This window comes from Streptomyces cinerochromogenes, from assembly GCF_014648635.1.
Classification (GTDB): domain Bacteria; phylum Actinomycetota; class Actinomycetes; order Streptomycetales; family Streptomycetaceae; genus Streptomyces; species Streptomyces cinerochromogenes.
Genome location: NZ_BMRM01000006.1, coordinates 235,229 through 255,242 on the forward strand (window position 1 = coordinate 235,229; position 20,014 = coordinate 255,242).

Genomic DNA, 20,014 nt, shown 5'->3' on the forward strand with positions numbered 1-20,014 from the left:
CTACTGCTCCGCCGCGGCCGAGGCCTGGGCCTGGCCGCGGCGGTGGATCTGGTTCGCGGTGAACTGGGCCAGGTCGTTGCCGGTGCGGAAGACCTTGGTGTCCTTGTTGGTGACGTTCTTGCCGCTGGTGAAGCCGGAGATCGTGAAGTAGGCGTAGCGGCCGTAGGAGTTCCGCGTCGAGCGGCAGAAAGCGCCGTCGCAGAACGGCTTGACGCCCTTGCCGAACAGCGAGCGCACGATGCTGCGGTCGTCGGTCTGGGCCTTGGCCTTCGTGGCCTGCGCCGCGGTGTCGAAGACGGCGACACCGACGGTGGCCGCGACGTCGCCGTTGGTGTAGGTGACCCGCATCAGGCGGGTGCAGCCGTTGGCGGTGAGGATCTTCGGCAGGGTGCCGCCGGCGACGGTGGCGCAGCTCTCGGTGTCGGCCGTCGGGCCCTTCTCGTACACCGTGCCGTCCATGGTCAGCCGCGTGCCCGGGAACAGGGTGGCGGGGCTGAGCGGCGCGGTGTCCTTCTTGGCGCTGGAGATGAAGTCCTTCGGGTCCAGCGGCGGTGGTGCGCTGGTGGGCGCGAAGGACGGCGTGGCGGTGCCGGAGCCGGGGATGGAGGCGCTGGCGGGCAGATTGCTCGGGCCGGCCTCCGGATCGCCTCCGTTCGCGGAGACGACGGCCATGGCGACCGCCGTGCCTATCGCGACCGTGGCGAGGGCGCCGCCGGCTATGAACAGCAGCTTGCGGCGCTTGTTCCGTGTCTCGGAGGCCTCGGCGAGCGCGGCCCAGTCCGGGCTCCCGTCGTCGGCTCCGCTGTTCCACGGCTGCTGGGAATGCGGTTTCCAGGGATCCCACTGAGACTGGGGTCCCCCCTGCCCGTAACTCATGGGGCGCATCTTAGACGGGGGCCTGGTGATGCGGGGCCCGCCCGGCGGCCCGCCCCGTTTTGACCCACCCGGGGGCCGCCCGGTAACCTACTTCTTCGTTGTGTATTGGCTTGCTCATTCTCACGGGACGGGCCCTTACACCGGTCCACCGGGCCGATGACCAGCGACCCCACGCACGCGGTATGCGTCGCCGCCGTGGGTCAAGGCTGTCGTGATCGTTTCGGTGACCTTGTTTAGGACCATTCACTCGAAGCGAAGGCTACGAACCGTGCGTACGTACAGCCCCAAGCCCGGCGATGTGACGCGCCAGTGGCACGTCATCGACGCTCAGGACGTTGTCCTGGGCCGTCTCGCCACCACTGCTGCGACCCTCCTGCGGGGCAAGCACAAGCCGATCTACGCGCCGCACGTCGACGCTGGTGACTTCGTCATCATCATCAACGCCGACAAGGTGCACCTGTCCGGCAACAAGCGGACCCAGAAGATGGCGTACCGCCACTCCGGCTACCCGGGTGGTCTGCGCTCCGTCCGCTACGACGAGCTGCTCGACAAGAACCCCGAGAAGGCCATCGAGAAGGCCGTCAAGGGCATGCTCCCCAAGAACACGCTGGGCCGTCAGATGCTCTCGAAGCTGAAGGTCTACAAGGGTGACCAGCACCCGCACGCTGCCCAGCAGCCGGTGCCGTTCGAGATCACCCAGGTCGCGCAGTAAGTCCGGCCACCCCCTAAGACTGAACAGAATCTGAGGAGAATCGTGGCCGAGACCACTGCCGAGCAGCCGCTCGAAGAGCTTGACATCGACAGCTACACCACCGAGTCCGAGGTTCCGGTGGAGGGTGAGTACACCTCCGAGTCCCTCGCCTCGCGCTTCGGCGAGCCCCAGCCGGCCGCCGGCCTGGGCCGTCGCAAGAACGCCATCGCCCGCGTCCGGATCGTTCCGGGCACCGGCAAGTGGAAGATCAACGGTCGCACCCTTGAGGACTACTTCCCCAACAAGGTGCACCAGCAGGAAGTCAACGAGCCGTTCAAGGTCCTGGAGCTTGAGGGTCGTTACGACGTCATCGCCCGCATCGCGGGTGGTGGTGTCTCCGGTCAGGCCGGTGCCCTCCGTCTCGGTGTGGCCCGTGCGCTGAACGAGGCCGACGTCGACAACAACCGCGGCCCGCTGAAGAAGGCCGGCTTCCTCAAGCGCGACGACCGTGCGGTCGAGCGCAAGAAGGCCGGTCTGAAGAAGGCCCGCAAGGCCCCGCAGTACAGCAAGCGCTAACCAGCAGCTGCCTGCTCGTACTCCGAACGCCCCGGCGGCACGCCACATGTGCCGTCGGGGCGTTCGTTTATCCCCGCCAAGGGCGTATAACGACACAAGACGCTCAGAGGCTTGTGTGATCGGATCGCATGGCGTCTGCCATCATTCCCGGCAGCAAGGACGCTTCCTCAGGAGGACAAGTGGGACGACTCTTCGGCACGGACGGCGTGCGCGGTGTCGCCAACGCGGATCTCACGGCCGAGATGGCGCTCGGCCTCTCCGTCGCCGCGGCGCACGTGCTGGCCGAGGCGGGCACCTTCGAGGGGCACAAGCCGAAAGCGGTGGTCGGACGTGACCCGCGGGCGTCCGGGGAGTTCCTGGAGGCGGCGGTGGTCGCGGGCCTCGCGAGCGCGGGCGTGGACGTCCTGTGTGTCGGTGTGCTGCCGACGCCGGCGGTGGCACACCTGACCGGCGCGCTCGGCGCCGACCTCGGTGTGATGCTCTCCGCCAGCCACAACGCCATGCCGGACAACGGCATCAAGTTCTTCGCCCGCGGCGGCCACAAGCTCGCCGACGAGCTGGAGGACAGGATCGAGGCGGTCTACGACGCGCACCGGCACGGCGAGCCGTGGGAGCGGCCGACGGGCGCCGGGGTCGGACGTGTGCGGTCGTACGACGAGGGCTTCGAGACGTACGTCGCGCACCTCCTGTCGGTGCTGCCGAACCGGCTCGACGGGCTGAAGATCGTCCTGGACGAAGCGCACGGCGCGGCCTCGGGGGTCTCGCCGGAGGCGTTCGCCCGGGCCGGTGCCCAGGTCGTCACGATCGGCGCGGAGCCGGACGGCCTCAACATCAACGACGGCTGCGGCTCGACCCACCTGGACAAGCTGAAGGCCGCGGTCGTCGAGCACGGCGCGGACCTCGGCATCGCCCACGACGGCGACGCCGACCGCTGCCTGGCCGTGGACCACACCGGCGAGGAGGTCGACGGCGACCAGATCCTCTCCGTGCTCGCGCTGGCGATGCGGGAGCGTTCCGCACTGCGCTCCGACACCGTCGTCGCGACCGTGATGTCCAACCTCGGGTTCAAGCTGGCCATGGAGCGCGCGGGCATCCGGCTCGTGCAGACCGCCGTCGGCGACCGGTACGTGCTGGAGGAGATGAAGGAGCACGGCTACGCCCTCGGCGGCGAGCAGTCCGGGCACGTCATCATCCTCGACCACGCGACCACCGGTGACGGCACGCTGACCGGGCTGCTGCTGGCGGCGCGGGTCGCGGAGACCGGCCGTACGCTCCGGGAGCTGGCCTCGGTGATGGAGCGGCTGCCGCAGGTGCTGATCAACGTGCCGGACGTGGACAAGTCGCGGGTGAAGACGTCCGCCGACCTCGCCACCGCCGTCGCCGAGGCGGAGCGGGAGCTGGGGGCGACCGGGCGGGTGCTGCTGCGGCCCTCCGGGACCGAGCCGCTGGTCCGGGTCATGGTCGAGGCCGCGGACATCGACCAGGCCCGGTCGGTGGCGGGACGGCTCGCCGACGCGGTGAAGTCGGCCCTCGGCTGAGTAGGCCCTCGGCTGAGTCGGGCCGCGGCTGAGTGGGGCCGCGGCTGAGTCGGGCCTACGCGGGGCGTCCCGTGTGTTTGGCCCACAAGCGCTTCTGGGCCAGGAGCGTCAGCGTTCCCGCCAGGACGATCCCTCCCAGGTTCACCAGGAGCTGGACGGACGAGCCCAGGGTCTGGCCCGTGTCGCCATAGGCCAGAGCCGCCGCCGCGTTGGCGGCGGCCGGGACCGTGGTGACCGAGATCGCGACGCCCACCAGGGCACCCGACTTGGCGGAGGTCAGGGACAGGGTGCCGGCGACGCCGGCCAGGACGGCCACGATGAGCGAGAAGGCGTCGGGCGCGTACACGAAGGCCGTGTTGGGGCGTTCGCCCTCCAGGTCCGAGCGGTGGAACAGCCCGATGGTGTCCATGAACAGGGTGAAGCCGACCGTCACCGCCATCGCCACCGCGAAGCCCACCAGCAGGGCGATCAGTGAGCGCCAGGCCAGGCTCGGGCGGCGTCGGACCAGGGCCGTGCAGATACCGGCCAGGGGGCCGAACTCCGGGCCGACCGCCATCGCGCCCACGATCAGGACGGCGTTGTCGAGCACCACACCGCAGGCCGCGATCGTCGTGGCCAGGGTGATGAAGGCGACGTAGGTGACGGACAGCGTCGACTCCTCGTGGGTGGCCTCGGTCAGGCCCTCCCACAGGACCGCGTCCGCGCCCTCGCCCGGCGCCTCCGCCTCGGCCTCGTCGGCCCGCCGGGACAGCGAGAGGCCGATGTCGTCGACGGCGATCGCACCGGTCTCGTCCAGGCCCAGCCGGCGCAGACCGTTGATGAGTTCGTCGCCCGCCTCCCGGGCGACGTCGCACAGGACGAGGTCCCCGGCGGGATCGCGGGCGGCGCCGGGGAGGACGACGAGGTGGGCGGTACCGACCGTGTTCTCGATCAGCCGGACCACCTCGTCGGTCCGCTCGGCGGGACTGATCAGGCGCAGGTGCAGCATGGCGCCCATCTAACAGGGGCGGCTACAGCTTGCGCAGCCTGAGGCGCTGCACCTTGTGGTCCGGGCCCTTGCGCAGGACGAGGGTGGCCCGGCCGCGGGTCGGGGCGATGTTCTCCACCAGGTTGGGCTTGTTGATGGTCCGCCAGAGCGTGCGGGCGTAGTCCAGGGCCTCCTCCTCGGAGACCTGGGTGTACTTGCGGAAGTACGAGGACGGGTTCTGGAAGGCGGTCTGGCGCAGCTTCTTGAAGCGGTTGAGGTACCAGCTCTCGATGTCCTCGGCGCTGGCGTCGACGTAGACGCTGAAGTCGAAGTAGTCGGCGAGACCGACCCGGGTGCGGCCGTCCTTGCCGGGCAGCGCGGGCTGGAGGACGTTCAGGCCCTCCACGATCAGGATGTCCGGGCGGCGCACGGTGAGCCGCTGGTCCGGGACGATGTCGTAGATGAGGTGGGAGTAGACGGGGGCCGTCACCTCGTCCTTGCCCGCCTTGATGTCGGCGACGAAACGGGTGAGGGCCCGGCGGTCGTAGGACTCGGGGAAACCTTTCCGCGACATCAGGCCGCGCGCCTGCAGCTCCCGGGTGGGCAGCAGGAAGCCGTCCGTCGTGACCAGCTCCACGCGCGGGTGCTCGGGCCAGCGGGAGAGCAGGGCCTGCAGGAGACGGGAGACGGTGGACTTGCCGCAGGCCACCGAGCCGGCGACGCCTATCACGAACGGGGTGCCGGACTGGGAGCCCTGCTCCCCGAGGAAGGTGTTCAGCGCGCCTCTGAGGCCGTCGGTGGCGCCGACGTAGAGGTTGAGGAGCCGGGAGAGCGGGAGGTAGATGTCCCGCACCTCGTCCAGGTCGATGACGTCACCCAGACCGCGGAGCTTCTCCACCTCCTCGGCGGTGAGCGGCAGCGGTGTCTTGTCGCGCAGCGCGCTCCACTCGGCGCGGGTGAGATCGACGTAGGGAGTCGCCTCCGGCCTGTGCCGGTGGGCGCTCCGGGGCATCGAGGAGACCGGTGAGATCACAGTCCATTGTTAACGGAGTTTGAACGGCGCGGCGGGTGGGGTCCGTCACGCCGGACCGGCGCGGCCAATCGCGGCCGGAGGGCTGCGTACGACGGTGGGAATTTCCGAATTCGGGCAGGCGGAGGCCGTTTCCGATCACGATCGGCCCGTAGGCTGCCGCTCATGTGCGGAATCGTGGGATACGTGGGGTCACAGTCGGCGCTCGATGTCGTGATGGCCGGACTGAAACGGCTGGAGTACCGGGGGTACGACTCGGCGGGCGTCGCCGTGCCGGCGGACGGCGGGCTGGCCGCCGCGAAGCGAGCGGGGAAGCTGGTCAACCTGGAGAAGGAGCTGGTCGACCGGCCGCTGCCGACCGGCTCGACCGGCATTGGGCACACCCGCTGGGCCACCCACGGCGGCCCCACGGACGCCAACGCGCACCCGCACCTGGACAACGCGGGCCGGGTCGCGGTGGTCCACAACGGCATCATCGAGAACTTCGCGGTGCTGCGCGCGGAACTGGCCGAGCGCGGCCACGAGCTGAACTCCGAGACGGACACCGAGGTCGTCGCCCATCTGCTGGCCGAGGAGTACTCCTCCTGCGCCGACCTCGCGGCGGCCATGCGGCTGGTGTGCCGGCGGCTGGAGGGCGCCTTCACGCTGGTCGCGGTGCACGCCGACGAGCCGGACGTGGTGGTCGGCGCCCGCCGCAACTCGCCGCTGGTGGTGGGCGTCGGCGAGGGCGAGGCGTTCCTGGCCTCCGACGTCGCCGCGTTCATCGCCCACACCCGATCCGCGATCGAGCTGGGCCAGGACCAGGTGGTGGAGCTGCGCCGGGACGGCGTCACGGTGACGGGCTTCGACGGCCGCCCGGCCGAGGTCCGCTCCTACCACGTGGACTGGGACGCCTCCGCCGCCGAGAAGGGCGGCTACGACTACTTCATGCTCAAGGAGATCGCCGAACAGCCCAAGGCGGTCGCCGACACCCTGCTCGGCCGGATCGACCCGTCCGGCTCGCTCACCCTGGACGAGGTGCGGATCAGCCCCTCCGAGCTGCGCGAGATCGACAAGGTCGTCATCGTCGCCTGCGGTACGGCCTTCCACGCCGGCCTGATCGCCAAGTACGCCATCGAGCACTGGACACGGATCCCCTGCGAGGTGGAGCTGGCCAGCGAGTTCCGCTACCGGGACCCGATCCTGGACGGGCGGTCGCTGGTGATCGCCATCTCCCAGTCCGGCGAGACCATGGACACCCTGATGGCGCTCCGGCACGCCCGCGAGCAGGGCTCCAAGGTGCTGGCGATCTGCAACACCAACGGCTCGACGATCCCCCGCGAGTCGGACGCGGTGCTGTACACGCACGCCGGCCCGGAGGTCGCGGTCGCCTCCACCAAGGCGTTCCTCACCCAGCTGGTCGCCTGCTACCTGGTCGCGCTGTACCTGGGGCAGGTGCGCGGCACCAAGTGGGGCGACGAGATCCAGGCCGTGATCAAGGACCTGTCCCGGATCTCCGAGGAGGTCGAGCGGGTCCTTCAGACCATGGAGCCGGTACGGGCGCTGGCGCGCACCCTCGCCGCGAAGAACACGGTGCTGTTCCTCGGCCGGCACGTGGGCTACCCGGTGGCCCTGGAGGGCGCGCTCAAGCTGAAGGAACTGGCGTACATGCACGCCGAGGGCTTCGCCGCGGGCGAGCTGAAGCACGGCCCGATCGCGCTGATCGAGGAGGACGTGCCGGTGGTCGTGGTCGTACCGTCGCCGCGCGGCCGGTCGGTCATCCACGACAAGATCGTCTCCAACATCCAGGAGATCCGGGCGCGGGGCGCGCGCACCATCGTGATCGCGGAGGAGGGCGACGAGGCGGTGGTCCCGTACGCCGACCACCTGATCCGCATCCCGGCCACGCCGACCCTGCTCCAGCCGCTGGTGGCCACGGTGCCGTTGCAGGTCTTCGCGTGCGAGCTGGCCACCGCCAGGGGCAACGAGGTGGATCAGCCGCGCAACCTCGCCAAGTCGGTCACGGTGGAGTGAGGGGGCGGGGCTCGGTCAGTGCACCGAGAAGCCGCCGTCCACGAAGATCGACTGGCCCGTGACGTACGCGGAGGCGCGGCTCGCCAGGAAGACGGCCGCGCCCTCGAAGTCCTCGGCGAGGCCGTTGCGGCCGGTCATCGTGCGGGCGGCCAGGGCGGCCACCCTCTCCGGGTCGGAGGACAGCCGCTGGTTCAGCGGGGTCATCACGAAGCCCGGCACGAGGGTGTTGACGGTGACCCCGTACGGTGACCAGGCCTCGGCCTGGGAGCGGGCCAGGGACTCCAGCGCCCCCTTGGAGACGCCGTAGGCACCGCTCTGCACGAAGGCGCGGTGGGCCTGCTGGGAGGTGATGTGGATGATCCGCCCGAAGCCCCGCTCGGCCATGCCGGGGCCGAACCGACGGCCCAGCAGGAAGGGCGCCTCCAGGTTCACCGCCATGGTGGTGTCCCACACGTCCTCGTCCGTCTCGGCCATCGGCGGCCGGAGGTTGATCCCGGCGGAGTTGACGAGGATGTCGGGCTCGCCGAAGACGGCCGCGGCCTCCTCGGCCGCCGCGCGCACCCCGTCCCGCGACCCCAGGTCACCGCTGACCCAGGCCGCCCGGCAGCCGGCGCTCGTCAACTCCTCGACGGTGGCCGCCAGTTCCCGCTGCCGCCGGGCCACGACCACCACCCGTGCCCCGGCCCGCGCGAGCGCCCCCGTGACGGCCCGTCCGATACCGGAACTGCCGCCGGTCACCAGGGCGACCCGGCCGTCCAGGGAGAAGAGGCCGGAGAGATAGGCGTGTGACGAGTTCATGCTGGAAGCCTAGAACGCGCCCCCGCCGCCCGGTTCGGCCCGTGTCCGCGGTCGGGGTCGTAGGGTGCTCGGCATGAGCATCATCGGGGTGGGCATCGACGTCGCCGAGATCGACCGGTTCCGGGCGTCCCTGGAGCGGACACCGGGGCTGGCCGACCGGTTGTTCGTGGAGCGGGAGCTGCTGCTGCCCAGCGGCGAGCGACGCGGTATCGCCTCGCTCGCGGCCCGGTTCGCCGCCAAGGAGGCGCTGGCGAAGGCGCTGGGCGCGCCGCCGGGGCTGCAGTGGACCGATGCCGAGGTGTACGTGGAGGACAGCGGGCAGCCGCGGCTGCGGGTGAAGGGGACCGTGGCCGCGAAGGCCGCGGAGCTGGGCGTGCGGTCCTGGCACGTGTCGCTCAGTCACGACGCGGGCGTCGCCTCGGCCGTCGTGGTCGCCGAGGGCTGACCGGACCGGATCGGCGGGTGTGGACCGCGGGGGTTCCGGGGCAGACTCGACCGCATGCGTACTGCGTACAGCGTGGAGACGGTAAGGGCGGCCGAGCGGGCGTTGATGGCACGGCTGCCGGAGGGCGCGCTGATGCAGCGGGCCGCCGCCGGGCTGGCCGCCGCCTGCTCCGACCTGCTCGGGCGGGTGTACGGCAGCCGGGTGGTGCTGCTCGTCGGCAGCGGCGACAACGGCGGGGACGCCCTGTACGCGGGGGCCCGGCTGGCCCGCCGCGGCGCGGGTGTGACGGCGGTCCTGCTGACGCCGGGACGGGCCCACGGCGGGGGGCTCGCCGCCCTGCGCCGGGCGGGCGGTGCCGTCGTCCCGGCGGACGCCGCCGGCCCGGTCGGGGAACTGCTCCCGCGGGCCGACCTGGTCGTGGACGGCATCGTCGGGATCGGCGGCAAGGGCGGGCTGCGGCCGGACGCCGAGCGGCTCGCCGGGGTGGTGGCGCGGTCCCGGGCCGCCGTGGTGGCCGTGGACCTGCCCAGCGGCGTCGACGCGGACACCGGCGAGGTCCGCGGGGCCGCGCTCCGGGCCGACCTGACCGTCACCTTCGGCACGTACAAGCCGGGGCTGCTGGTGGATCCCGCGCGGGAGTACGCCGGGGTGGTGCGGCTCGTCGACATCGGTCTGGAACCGCCGCCCGCCGACGCCGTGCTGGAGGCCCTGCAACACGCCGACGTGGACCGGCTGTTGCCGGTGCCGACGGGGGAGAGCGACAAGTACCGGCGCGGGGTGGTCGGGATCGCCGCCGGGTCGGCGCGCTATCCCGGGGCGGCCGTGCTGGCGGTGTCGGGCGCGCTGCGGGGCGGGGCCGGGGCCGTACGGTACGTCGGGCCGGCCGGGGAGGCGGTCATCGCCCGCTTCCCGGAGACCCTCGTCTCCGACGCCGGGCCCGCCAGGGCCGGTCGGGTGCAGGCCTGGGTGGTCGGACCCGGCGCCGGGGACGACGCGGCGACCGTCGCCGAGGTGCTGGAGGCGGACGTGCCGGTGCTGCTGGACGCGGACGGGCTGCGGCTGGCCGAACGGGACGCGGTACGGCGGCGTACGGCGCCGACGCTGATGACCCCGCACGCCGGGGAGGCCGCCGCGCTGCTGGGCGTGCGGCGGGAGGAGGTCGAGGGGGCCCGGCTGGCCGCGGTGCGGGAGCTCGCGGCGGTGTACCGGGCGACGGTGCTGCTCAAGGGCTCGACCACGCTGGTCGCCGACTTCTCGGGCGGACCGGTACGGGCGAACGCCACGGGGACGCCCTGGCTGGCCACGGCCGGGAGCGGCGACGTGCTGTCCGGGCTCGCGGGGTCCTTGCTGGCGGCGGGGCTGGGCGCGGTGGACGCGGGGAGCGCGGCGGCGTACCTGCACGGGCTGGCGGGCCGGTTCGCGGCAGAGGGAGCACCGGCGGGGGCCCATGACGTGGCGTCACACATTCCGCAGGCGTGGAGAGACGTACGGGGCTGAGCGGTGCGGCGCGGTGTGGCCGGCGATGGTGCCACCCCCTGGGGGCGCGGGGAGCTGCGCGATCGGCTCCCGGGCGCCCGTGGCCCGGTGACGGCCGGAGGCCCCACCGCGGGATCGACCCGGTCCCCGCTCGGGGCGGTTTGGTGTGGTCGGCGGTGCTGTAACTCCCTGGGGGCGCGGGGAGCTGCGCGACCGGCCCCCACGCACCCGTGGCCCGGTGACGGCCGGAGGCCCCACCGCGGGATCGACCCGGCCCACGCCCCGCGCGCGGTGGCTCTGAGAGACTGGGGGCGCGATGAGTGAGACTGCTGCTGAGCCGACCGCCGCCCTGCGCGCCCGCGCCGAGATCGATCTGGGTGCCCTGCGCGCCAATGTGCGGGCCCTGCGCGCCCGGGCCGAGGGCGCCGCCGTGATGGCCGTCGTCAAGTCCGACGGATACGGCCACGGCGCGGTGCCGTGTGCCCGCGAGGCCCTCGCCGCGGGCGCGAGCTGGCTCGGCACGGCCACGGCCGAGGAGGCCCTGGCGCTGCGCGCGGCCGGGCTGCCCGGCCGGATGCTGTGCTGGCTCTGGGTGCCGGGCGGGCCCTGGCGGCAGGCGATCGAGGCGGACATCGACGTCTCGCTGAGCGGCATGTGGGCCCTGCGGGAGGTCGTGGCGGCCGCCCGTGCGGCGGGCCGCCCCGCGCGCGTGCAGCTCAAGGCCGACACCGGCCTCGGCCGCAACGGCTGCCAGCCCGGCGAGGACTGGGCCGAACTCGTCGCCGCGGCCCTGCGGGCCGAGGCCGAGGGGCTGGTCCGGGTCACCGGACTGTGGTCGCACTTCGCGTGTGCCGACGAGCCCGGGCACCCGTCCATCGCCGCCCAGCTCGCCCGCTTCCGGGAGATGACGGCGTACGCCGAGGAGCGGGGCGTACGGCCCGAGGTACGGCACATCGCCAACTCGCCGGCCACCCTCACCCTGCCCGAGACCCACTTCGACCTGGTCCGCACGGGCATCGCCATGTACGGCGTCTCGCCCAGCCCCGAGCTGGGCACCCCGGCGGACTTCGGGCTGCGCCCGGTGATGACGCTCAGCGCCTCGCTGGCCCTCGTCAAGCGCACCCCGGGCGGCCACGGCGTCAGTTACGGCCACCACTACGTCACCCCCGGCGAGACCACCCTCGGCCTGGTGCCGGTGGGTTACGCGGACGGCATCCCGCGGCACGCCTCCGGCACCGGCCCGGTGCTGGTCGACGGCAAGTGGCGGACGGTCGCCGGGCGGGTCGCCATGGACCAGTTCGTGGTGGACCTGGGCGGCGACGAACCCCCGGTGGGCAGCGAGGCCGTGCTGTTCGGACCCGGCGACCGGGGCGAGCCCACCGCGGAGGACTGGGCGCAGGCCTGCGGCACGATCGCGTACGAGATCGTCACACGCATCGGTACGCGCGTTCCCCGCGTCTATGTGAACGGGCAAGAACTCGGGTAACCCGTCGGGAGCGGCACCCCGCGTTCCCGGACGCACCGGTCACGTCCGCCGCACCCGGCACGGCGGAACCAGCACGGCGGCACGATCCGTATCACCCACCCAGGCGAACTGCAGTACGGCGAAGAGGAGCGGTACGTGAGCGAGAGCAGCGCGGAGGCCGTGGCGGACGTCGTCGCCTCGGCGGCCGCCGCCTCCGCCGCGGGAGCGGCCGGGAGCTGGCGCAGGGCGACCGGCATCGCCGGCGCCGCGATAGGCGTGCTCGCCGCCGGAGCGGCGGCCGGTGTCGCCGTCGAGCGGATGACGGTGGGCCGCGGGATGCGCCGCAAGGCCCGGCTGGCGCTGGACTCGGCGGGCCCGTACGGCACCCTGCGCGGCACCCCCGGCAAGGCGTACGCCGACGACGGCACCGAGCTGTACTACGAGGTCGACGAGGCCGAACCCGACCGCGGCCCGAACGTCTCCCCGCGCCGGCGCCGGCTCTTCGGCCGCAAGGCACCCGCCCCGGTCACCGTCGTCTTCTGCCACGGCTACTGCCTCAGCCAGGACTCCTGGCACTTCCAGCGGGCGGCCCTGCGCGGGGTGGTGCGGACCGTGCACTGGGACCAGCGCAGTCACGGGCGGTCCGGGCGGGGCGTGGCCCAGACCCGGGACCAGGTGCCCCTCACCATCGACCAGCTCGGCCGCGACCTGAAGGCCGTGCTCGACGCCGCCGTACCGGACGGGCCGGTGGTGCTGGTCGGTCACTCGATGGGCGGAATGACGGTGATGGCCCTCGCCGCGCAGTACCCCGAGCTGATCCGGGACCGGGTCGTCGCCACCGCCCTCGTGGGGACCTCCTCCGGGCGGCTCGGAGAGGTCAACTTCGGGCTCCCGGTGGCCGGCGTCAACGCGGTGCGCCGGATCCTCCCCGGTGTGCTGAAGGCGCTCGGGCAGCAGGCGGAGCTGGTGGAGAAGGGGCGCCGGGCCACCGCCGACCTGTTCGCCGGGATCATCAAGCGGTACTCGTTCGCGGGGCGGGACATCGACCCGGCCGTGGAACGCTTCGCCGAGCGGATGATCGAGTCGACGCCGATCGACGTGGTCGCCGAGTTCTACCCGGCCTTCACCGACCACGACAAGACCGAGGCGCTCGCCTGCTTCCGGGACATGCCGGTGCTCGTGCTGGCCGGCGTCCAGGACCTGGTCACGCCCAGCGAGCACAGTGAGGCCATCGCCGACCTGCTGCCCGACGCCGAGCTGGTGCTGGTGCCGGACGCCGGGCACCTGGTGATGCTGGAGCACCCGGAAGTGGTCACCGACCGCCTCGCCGACCTGCTCACCCGCGCGGGTGCGGTGCCCGCAGGAGCTACCGTAAGTGGCTATGGAAGCACCAGCAGCACCGCACAACCCCGCTGAGACCCAGCTGACCGTCACCTCCCCGGAACAGATGCGGGAGCTGGGCCGCCGCCTCGCCGAACTGCTGCGCGCGGGCGACCTCGTGATGCTCAGCGGAGAGCTGGGCGCGGGCAAGACCACGCTGACCCGCGGGCTCGGCGAGGGCCTCGGCGTGCGCGGCGCGGTCACCTCGCCGACCTTCGTGATCGCCCGGGTGCATCCGTCCCTCGGCGACGGCCCGCCCCTGGTGCACGTCGACGCCTACCGGCTCTCCGGCGGCCTGGACGAGATGGAGGACCTGGACCTCGACGTCTCGCTGCCCGACTCGGTGATCGTCGTGGAGTGGGGCGAGGGCAAGGTGGAGGAGCTGACCGAGGACCGCCTCCAGGTCGTCATCCACCGCGCGGTCGGCGACACCACGGACGAGGTGCGGCACGTGACGGTGACGGGACTGGGGGAGCGCTGGTCCGACGCGGGCCTGGAGACCCTGTCCGGCTGAAACGCGCCCCCGGAGGGACGCGGGGAAGGGCGCGACCAGCCACAACGGCCCCGGAGCCACGACGGCCCGGCGGCCACAACGGCCCGGAGCCACAGCGGCCCGGCAGCCCAGCGGACCGGCGGCCACAGGGGCCCGGAGCCACAGCGGCCCCGGAGGCACGACGGCCCGGCGGCCACAACGGCCCGGCGGCCACAACGGCCCGGCGGCCACAACGGACCCGGCAGCCCAGCGGACCGGCGGCCACAACGGACCGGAGCCACAGCGGACCGGCAGCCCAGCGGACCGGCGGCCACAACGGACCGGAGCCACAGCGGACCGGCAGCCCAACGCACCGGCAGTCGAACGCACCGGCAGTCGAACGCACCCGCAGTCGGACCGACCCGGCGGCCGGAGGACGGCGTGTCGTGTCCCCCTAGCGGATGACGATCACCCGCACCCCGATCGTCGCGAACCTCCACATCGCGTCCCCGTCGGCCCGGGTCTCGCGGATCCCCCCGGTCTTCACCCCCGTGTCGGCCACCATGCCCGTCGCCGCGCCGTCCACCACCGCGCTGAACCCGATGGTCACCCCGTCCACGCTGGTGAACCGCACGACGTGCTCGATGGGGACGCCGTCGGTGCCGGTGGCCGCGTTGGAGCGGGACGTCACCCAGTACGTGCCGGCCGGCGGGTCGACGGTGCCCGGCCGTACCCGGAAGGTGCGCTCCACCCGGTTGCCGGCTGCGACCAGCCAGACCCGGTCGTCGTCCACCGAGTACACGACCCGTTCACCCGTTCCGGAGCCGTTCGGCAGGGCGGTCGGGTTGTGCCGGTCCCGCGGCGCCTTCGAGGCGGCCGTCGCGTGCGCCGCCGGCCCCGCGCCCAGGTGCGCCGGCAGCGTCGCCTGGGCCCGGTAGGCGAGGAAACCGACCGTCCCCAGAGCCACCGCGGTGAGGCCGGCCACGATTCCCGAGCTGGTCCCTGCCACCTGCGCCACCTCTGCTTCGTGCGATATGTCGTACTTCGTACCGACCGTAGCAGTCGGTGACCGCCCGCCCCGGGCGGCGATGCGCGAGCCGCGGGCGCCGTAGGCTGTTCGCGTGCTCTTGCTCGCTCTGGATACCGCAACACCCGCCGTCACCGTCGCGCTGCACGACGGCACGGACGTCATCGCCTCGTCGAGTCAGGTGGACGCGCGCCGGCACGGAGAACTGCTGCTGCCGGCCGTCGACCGGGTCCTCACCGAGGCCGGCCTGACGCTGGAGGCCGTCACCGGGATCGTCGTCGGCACCGGCCCCGGCCCCTACACCGGCCTGCGCGTCGGCCTGATGACCGCCGACACCTTCGGCCTCGCCCTCGGTGTCCCGGTGCACGGCCTGTGCACGCTGGACGGCCTCGCCTACGCCGCCGACATCGAGAAGGGCCCCTTCGTCGTGGCGACCGACGCCCGCCGCAAGGAGGTCTACTGGGCGACGTACGCCGACTCCCGGACCCGGCTGACCGGCCCGGCCGTCGACCGCCCGGCCGACATCGCCGAGCAGGTCGCGGGTCTCCCGGCGGTCGGCGCCGGCGCGCTGCTCTACCCGGACACGTTCCCGAGCGCCCACGAGCCCGAGCACGTGTCCGCCGCCGCCCTCGCCCGTCTCGCCGCGGAGAAGCTCGCCGCCGGCGAGGAACTCCCCGCGCCCCGGCCGCTGTACCTGCGCCGGCCGGACGCCCAGGTCCCCAAGAACTACAAGGTGGTCACCCCCAAGTGACACAGCCGGAACCTCCCCGACTGCGCGAGATGCGCTGGTGGGACATCGACCCGGTCCTGGAGCTGGAGCGGGACCTGTTCCCCGAGGACGCCTGGTCCCGGGGCATGTTCTGGTCCGAGCTGGCCCACTCCCGGGGCACCGGGGCCACCCGGTGCTACCTCGTCGCCGAGTCCGCCGACGGCCGGATCGTCGGGTACGCGGGCCTGGCCGCCGCCGGTGAGCTGGCCGACGTCCAGACCATCGCGGTCGCCCGCGACCACCAGGGCACCGGCCTCGGCGCCCGGATGCTGACCGAGCTGCTGCGCGCGGCGACCGCGTTCGAGTGCCACGAGGTGATGCTCGAATGCCGGGTCGACAACCTGCCCGCCCAGAAGCTCTACGAGCGCTTCGGCTTCGTCCCCATCGGCTTCCGGCGCGGCTACTACCAGCCGGGCAACGTGGACGCCCTGGTGATGCGCCTGACCACGGAACCCGGCAGCGGCACCGCCGAGGGCTCCGCCCCAGTACAAGGAACCGATATCAATGACTGACGAACCTCTCGTCCTCGGCATCGAGACCTCCTGCGACGAGACCGGCGTCGGCATCGTCCGCGGCACCACCCTGCTGGCGGACGCCGTCGCCTCCAGCGTGGACGAGCACGCCCGCTTCGGCGGTGTCGTGCCGGAGGTGGCCTCCCGGGCGCACCTGGAGGCGATGGTCCCGACCATCGACCGCGCGCTGAAGGAGGCGGGGGTCAGCGCCAAGGACCTGGACGGCATCGCGGTCACCGCCGGTCCCGGCCTCGCCGGCGCCCTCCTCGTCGGCGTCTCCGCGGCCAAGGCGTACGCGTACGCCCTCGGCAAGCCCCTCTACGGCGTCAACCACCTCGCCTCCCACATCTGCGTGGACCAGCTGGAGCACGGCCCGCTGCCCGAGCCGACGATGGCGCTGCTGGTCTCCGGCGGCCACTCCTCGCTGCTGCTGTCGGCGGACATCACCTCCGACGTCCGCCCGATGGGCTCGACCATCGACGACGCGGCCGGCGAGGCCTTCGACAAGATCGCCCGCGTGCTGAACCTGGGCTTCCCCGGTGGCCCGGTCATCGACCGGTACGCGCGCGAGGGCGACCCGGAGGCCATCGCCTTCCCGCGCGGCCTGACCGGTCCGCGCGACCCGGCGTACGACTTCTCCTTCTCCGGTCTGAAGACCGCCGTGGCCCGCTGGATCGAGGCCAGGCGGGCGGCCGGCGAGGAGGTCCCGGTGCGCGATGTGGCCGCCTCCTTCCAGGAGGCCGTGGTCGACGTGCTGACCCGCAAGGCCGTGCGCGCCTGCAAGGACGAGGGCGTGGACCACCTGATGATCGGCGGCGGTGTGGCGGCCAACTCCCGGCTGCGCGCCCTGGCCCAGGAGCGCTGCGAGAGGGCCGGGATCCGCCTGCGCGTGCCGCGCCCCAAGCTGTGCACGGACAACGGCGCGATGGTGGCCGCGCTCGGCGCCGAGATGGTCGCCCGGGGCCGGGCCGCCTCCAGCTGGGACCTGTCGGCCGACTCCTCCCTGCCGGTGACCGACCCGCACGTCCCCGGCCACGACCACGTGCACGAGGTCAGCAAGGAGAACCTCTACTCATGACGGTCGCCCTGATGTGGGAGGCCCGGGCGGCCGAGGGGCGGGGCGCGGACCTGCTCGCCTGGGTGCGTGAACAGCCCCTCGCCGCGGAGCCGTTGCGGCGGGAGACCTTCCGCGCGCCGCAGGACCGGGTGCTGGTCATCACCTGGTGGGACGCGCCGTACGACGCCCCGCTGCCCGAACTCCCCGAGCCGGACGGGGCGTTGGTGACCCGGGCCGTGCACCGGTGGCGGTTCGAGGCGGTGGCGGACCACTGAGGTTGCGCGAGCCCCCCTCACCTGGGCTATGATCATCACACAGCGAACGGCCGGGAAACCGGCCCGGACGCAAGTGCGTTGGTGGTCCAAGGAAAGACGCCCCGCTTCCTGCGGGGAGATGCAGGTGCAAGGCCTGCCCGGCGCTCCACTCGACACCCCGCCCCCGGGATCTCCGGAGGCGGGGTGTTTTCGTGTGTCTCACTCCTGGAACCCCGGTCTGGACTCCGCTGGCACACGCGGCGCTTCGAATGTTTCGCTCAGTGCGTCGAATGTTACGAGAAAGCCGAGGCGTGCGCAGGGCTTCGTCAAGAGGTCCGGCGGGGATACGATCGCGGGCATGAAGCCTTCGAAGCCCGCAGAGACGCAGACGGCGACCCTCGCCGAAATCGCCCGTGAGGCCGGGGTCTCGGCTCCGACTGTTTCGAAGGTCCTCAACGGCCGTGCCGACGTCGCCCCCGCGACCCGCACCCGCGTCGAGGAGCTGCTGCGCGCCTACGGCTACCGGCGCCGACGCGCCGAGGCCTCCCGCTCGCCCCTGATCGACGTCGTCTTCCACGAGCTGGAGAGCGCCTGGGCGATGGAGGTCATCCGGGGCGTGGAGAACGTCGCCCGGGACGCCGGGCTGAGCGTGGTCCTGTCCGAGTCGGCCGGCCGGCTCACCCCCGGCCGCACCTGGGCCGACCAGGTCGCCGCCCGCCGTCCGCACGGGGTGGTGCTGGTGCTCTCCGAGCTCGACGAGTCCCAGCGGGCGCTGCTGACCAGCCGCTCCATCCCGTTCGTGGTGATGGACCCGGCCGGCGACCCGGGCCCGGACGTGCCGTCCATCGGCGCCACCAACTGGCAGGGCGGGCTCGCCGCCACCCGCCACCTCGTGGAGCTGGGGCACACCCGGATCGGCGCGATCAGCGGCCCGTCCCGGATGATGTGCAGCCGGGCCCGGGTCGACGGCTACCGGGCCGCCCTGGAGACGGCCGGGCTGCCCGCCGACGCCTCGCTCGTCGTGGCCGGCGACTTCCACCACGAGGCCGGCTACCGCCTGGGCCTCCAGCTGCTGCGCCGCCCGGACCGGCCCACCGCCGTCTTCGCGGGCAACGACCTCCAGGCGCTCGGCCTGTACGAGGCCGCCCGTGAACTGGGTCTGCGCATCCCGGAGGACCTCAGCGTGGTCGGCTTCGACGATCTGCCGGTGGCCCGCTGGGTGGGCCCGCCGCTGACGACCGTACGGCAGCCGCTCACCGAGATGGCCGAGGCCGCGGCCCGGCTCGTGCTGGAGCTGGGGCGCGCGCAGGAGGAGCGGGCGGCGACCCGGGTGGAGCTGGCGACGAGCCTGGTGGTGCGGTCGAGCACGGCGGCACCCGCCGTGGCCGGAAGTTGACGTTTTGACGGGTGCGGGGCGCACCCCGCACGCCTCCGAAGTCGATCGGGTGAGCTACCGAAATTTTCCGGTGCCCGTGGTGACGCCGGGCTGAACCGGAAGATGAGAGTTCCCCAAGAAAACCGACACAGACCGCTTCCGCTAACAGTCCCCTAATAATTCGGACTTACGTTCCTGTCGTGACGCGACACGAGGAGCAAGGCGACGCGGGCAGACGGGTGGGCCGGCGGCCCGGAGCGCTGAAGGCCGTCGGTCTCACCCTGGCGGGTGCCCTGGCGCTGGGCGCGGCGGCGGCGGGCTGGGCCTACTGGCACCTCGAGCGCAACATCACCGGCGTCGACATCAACAGCGCACTCGGCGACGACCGTCCGGCCAGGGCCGTCACCACCCCCTCCGCCGGCGCCTCCCCGCTGCCCACCGGCTCCCTGAACCTCCTGGTGCTCGGCTCGGACTCGCGCAGCGGCAAGGCCAACCGGGAACTCGGCGGCGGTGACAGCGGCGGGGCCCGGTCCGACACCGCGATGGTCGTGCACCTCGCCGGGGGCCGCACCAGGGCCACCGTCGTCAGCATCCCCCGCGACACCCTCGTCACCCGCCCCGCCTGCCCGCTCTCCTCCGGCGGCAGCACGGCACCGGCGTACGGAGTCATGTTCAACAGCGCCTACGCGGTGGGCGGACCGGTGTGCGCGGTGAAGACCGTCGAGTCGCTCACCGGCGTCCGCATGGACCACTACCTCGAAATCGACTTCTCCGGCTTCGCCGAGCTGGTCGACGCGCTCGGCGGGGTCGACGTCACCACCGGCCGGGACATCGACGACGACAAGAGTCATCTGCACCTCGAGGCCGGCACCCACCACCTCGACGGCACGCAGGCCCTGGCCCTCGCCCGCACCCGGCACGGCATAGGCGACGGCAGCGACCTGGGCCGCATAGGACTCCAGCAGACACTGGTCAAGGCCCTGCTGGGACAGCTCTCCGACGCCGGCCTGCTCACCGACCCGGCCAAGCTCTACAAGGTCGCGGACGCCGCCACCGCCGGCCTCACCACCGACACCGGCCTGGACTCCCTGAACGAGCTGACGAGCCTCGGCCGCAGCCTGAAGGACCTCGACCCCGGCCGGGTGCGGACGCTGACCATGCCGGTCGTCCCCGCACCCTCCGACCCCAACCGGGTCGTCGCCGACGAACCGGCGGCGGCCGAACTGTGGGCCTCCCTGCGCTGATCCGTACAACCTTCCGGGTGAGGCACGGGTCTGCTGCGATGACCGAACA

At 72.8% G+C, this 20,014-nt stretch carries 20 protein-coding genes; 15 read left to right on the forward strand and 5 right to left on the reverse strand.

The window, feature by feature from the left end; genetic code table 11:
• Positions 1 to 876 carry a hypothetical protein gene (locus IEZ20_RS14300; protein ID WP_189298195.1) on the reverse strand — a complete coding sequence of 292 codons (876 nt, stop codon included), beginning with the start codon at positions 874 to 876 and terminating at the stop codon, positions 1 to 3.
• A 268-nt stretch (positions 877 to 1,144) separates the two neighbouring features.
• Here IEZ20_RS14300 and rplM point away from each other — a divergent pair, with 268 nt between their 5' ends.
• The 3 genes from rplM (at position 1,145) to glmM (ending at position 3,681) form a co-directional block, all read left to right on the forward strand.
• Positions 1,145 to 1,588 carry a 50S ribosomal protein L13 gene (gene rplM, locus IEZ20_RS14305; protein ID WP_030345455.1) on the forward strand — a complete coding sequence of 148 codons (444 nt, stop codon included), beginning with the start codon at positions 1,145 to 1,147 and terminating at the stop codon, positions 1,586 to 1,588.
• Between the two features lie 42 nt (positions 1,589 to 1,630).
• Positions 1,631 to 2,143: a 30S ribosomal protein S9 gene (gene rpsI / locus IEZ20_RS14310; RefSeq protein ID WP_103812805.1), complete on the forward strand. Its 513-nt coding sequence runs from the start codon at positions 1,631 to 1,633 to the stop codon at positions 2,141 to 2,143.
• Positions 2,144 to 2,322: 179 nt separating this feature from the next.
• The gene (gene glmM / locus IEZ20_RS14315; RefSeq protein WP_189298197.1) at positions 2,323 to 3,681 is read left to right on the forward strand and encodes a phosphoglucosamine mutase; all 1,359 of its coding nucleotides are present in this window, start codon (positions 2,323 to 2,325) and stop codon (positions 3,679 to 3,681) included.
• Between the two features lie 55 nt (positions 3,682 to 3,736).
• Here the strand turns inward: glmM and IEZ20_RS14320 are convergent, their stop codons facing one another.
• Positions 3,737 to 4,669 (reverse strand): DUF389 domain-containing protein, encoded by a 933-nt coding sequence (locus tag IEZ20_RS14320; protein ID WP_189298199.1) that lies wholly within the window; start codon positions 4,667 to 4,669, stop codon positions 3,737 to 3,739.
• A 22-nt stretch (positions 4,670 to 4,691) separates the two neighbouring features.
• Positions 4,692 to 5,660: a type I pantothenate kinase gene (coaA, locus tag IEZ20_RS14325; RefSeq protein WP_189298542.1), complete on the reverse strand. Its 969-nt coding sequence runs from the start codon at positions 5,658 to 5,660 to the stop codon at positions 4,692 to 4,694.
• Positions 5,661 to 5,843: 183 nt separating this feature from the next.
• Between coaA and glmS the strand changes: the two genes are divergently transcribed.
• Positions 5,844 to 7,691, forward strand: a complete 1,848-nt coding sequence (gene glmS, locus IEZ20_RS14330) for a glutamine--fructose-6-phosphate transaminase (isomerizing) (RefSeq protein WP_189298201.1) — start codon at positions 5,844 to 5,846, stop codon at positions 7,689 to 7,691.
• Positions 7,692 to 7,706: 15 nt separating this feature from the next.
• Here the strand turns inward: glmS and IEZ20_RS14335 are convergent, their stop codons facing one another.
• A complete protein-coding gene (locus IEZ20_RS14335) occupies positions 7,707 to 8,489 on the reverse strand; it encodes an SDR family NAD(P)-dependent oxidoreductase (RefSeq protein WP_189298203.1) in 783 nt (260 codons plus the stop codon).
• Positions 8,490 to 8,562: 73 nt separating this feature from the next.
• Here IEZ20_RS14335 and IEZ20_RS14340 point away from each other — a divergent pair, with 73 nt between their 5' ends.
• The 5 genes from IEZ20_RS14340 (at position 8,563) to tsaE (ending at position 13,769) form a co-directional block, all read left to right on the forward strand.
• Positions 8,563 to 8,934 carry a holo-ACP synthase gene (locus IEZ20_RS14340; RefSeq protein ID WP_189298205.1) on the forward strand — a complete coding sequence of 124 codons (372 nt, stop codon included), beginning with the start codon at positions 8,563 to 8,565 and terminating at the stop codon, positions 8,932 to 8,934.
• Between the two features lie 54 nt (positions 8,935 to 8,988).
• Entirely contained in the window at positions 8,989 to 10,431 is a 1,443-nt protein-coding gene (locus tag IEZ20_RS14345) for an NAD(P)H-hydrate dehydratase (RefSeq protein WP_189298207.1), read from the forward strand.
• 295 nt (positions 10,432 to 10,726) lie between these two features.
• Positions 10,727 to 11,896, forward strand: a complete 1,170-nt coding sequence (gene alr / locus IEZ20_RS14350; RefSeq protein WP_189298209.1) for an alanine racemase — start codon at positions 10,727 to 10,729, stop codon at positions 11,894 to 11,896.
• A 135-nt stretch (positions 11,897 to 12,031) separates the two neighbouring features.
• Entirely contained in the window at positions 12,032 to 13,291 is a 1,260-nt protein-coding gene (locus IEZ20_RS14355) for an alpha/beta fold hydrolase (RefSeq protein ID WP_189298211.1), read from the forward strand.
• On the forward strand, positions 13,257 to 13,769 hold the full coding sequence (gene tsaE / locus IEZ20_RS14360) for a tRNA (adenosine(37)-N6)-threonylcarbamoyltransferase complex ATPase subunit type 1 TsaE (protein WP_189298219.1): 513 nt from the start codon (positions 13,257 to 13,259) through the stop codon (positions 13,767 to 13,769). The genes IEZ20_RS14355 and tsaE overlap by 35 nt, the downstream gene beginning before the upstream one ends.
• A gap of 412 nt (positions 13,770 to 14,181) precedes the next feature.
• Here the strand turns inward: tsaE and IEZ20_RS14365 are convergent, their stop codons facing one another.
• Complete coding sequence (locus tag IEZ20_RS14365) at positions 14,182 to 14,736, reverse strand: hypothetical protein (RefSeq protein WP_189298221.1); 555 nt, start codon at positions 14,734 to 14,736, stop codon at positions 14,182 to 14,184.
• A 112-nt stretch (positions 14,737 to 14,848) separates the two neighbouring features.
• On the opposite strand from IEZ20_RS14365, the gene tsaB reads away from it, so the two are divergent.
• The 6 genes from tsaB (at position 14,849) to IEZ20_RS14395 (ending at position 19,965) form a co-directional block, all read left to right on the forward strand.
• On the forward strand, positions 14,849 to 15,505 hold the full coding sequence (gene tsaB / locus IEZ20_RS14370; RefSeq protein ID WP_189298223.1) for a tRNA (adenosine(37)-N6)-threonylcarbamoyltransferase complex dimerization subunit type 1 TsaB: 657 nt from the start codon (positions 14,849 to 14,851) through the stop codon (positions 15,503 to 15,505).
• Positions 15,506 to 15,534: 29 nt separating this feature from the next.
• Positions 15,535 to 16,035 (forward strand): ribosomal protein S18-alanine N-acetyltransferase, encoded by a 501-nt coding sequence (gene rimI / locus IEZ20_RS14375; RefSeq protein ID WP_189298544.1) that lies wholly within the window; start codon positions 15,535 to 15,537, stop codon positions 16,033 to 16,035.
• A complete protein-coding gene (gene tsaD, locus IEZ20_RS14380) occupies positions 16,028 to 17,113 on the forward strand; it encodes a tRNA (adenosine(37)-N6)-threonylcarbamoyltransferase complex transferase subunit TsaD (protein WP_189298224.1) in 1,086 nt (361 codons plus the stop codon). The genes rimI and tsaD overlap by 8 nt, the downstream gene beginning before the upstream one ends.
• On the forward strand, positions 17,110 to 17,367 hold the full coding sequence (locus tag IEZ20_RS14385) for a hypothetical protein (RefSeq protein ID WP_189298226.1): 258 nt from the start codon (positions 17,110 to 17,112) through the stop codon (positions 17,365 to 17,367). Before tsaD ends, IEZ20_RS14385 begins: the two co-directional genes overlap by 4 nt.
• Positions 17,368 to 17,704: 337 nt before the next feature.
• Entirely contained in the window at positions 17,705 to 18,742 is a 1,038-nt protein-coding gene (locus IEZ20_RS14390) for a LacI family DNA-binding transcriptional regulator (RefSeq protein WP_189298228.1), read from the forward strand.
• A 179-nt stretch (positions 18,743 to 18,921) separates the two neighbouring features.
• The gene (locus tag IEZ20_RS14395; protein ID WP_189298230.1) at positions 18,922 to 19,965 is read left to right on the forward strand and encodes an LCP family protein; all 1,044 of its coding nucleotides are present in this window, start codon (positions 18,922 to 18,924) and stop codon (positions 19,963 to 19,965) included.
• Positions 19,966 to 20,014 lie beyond the last annotated feature (49 nt).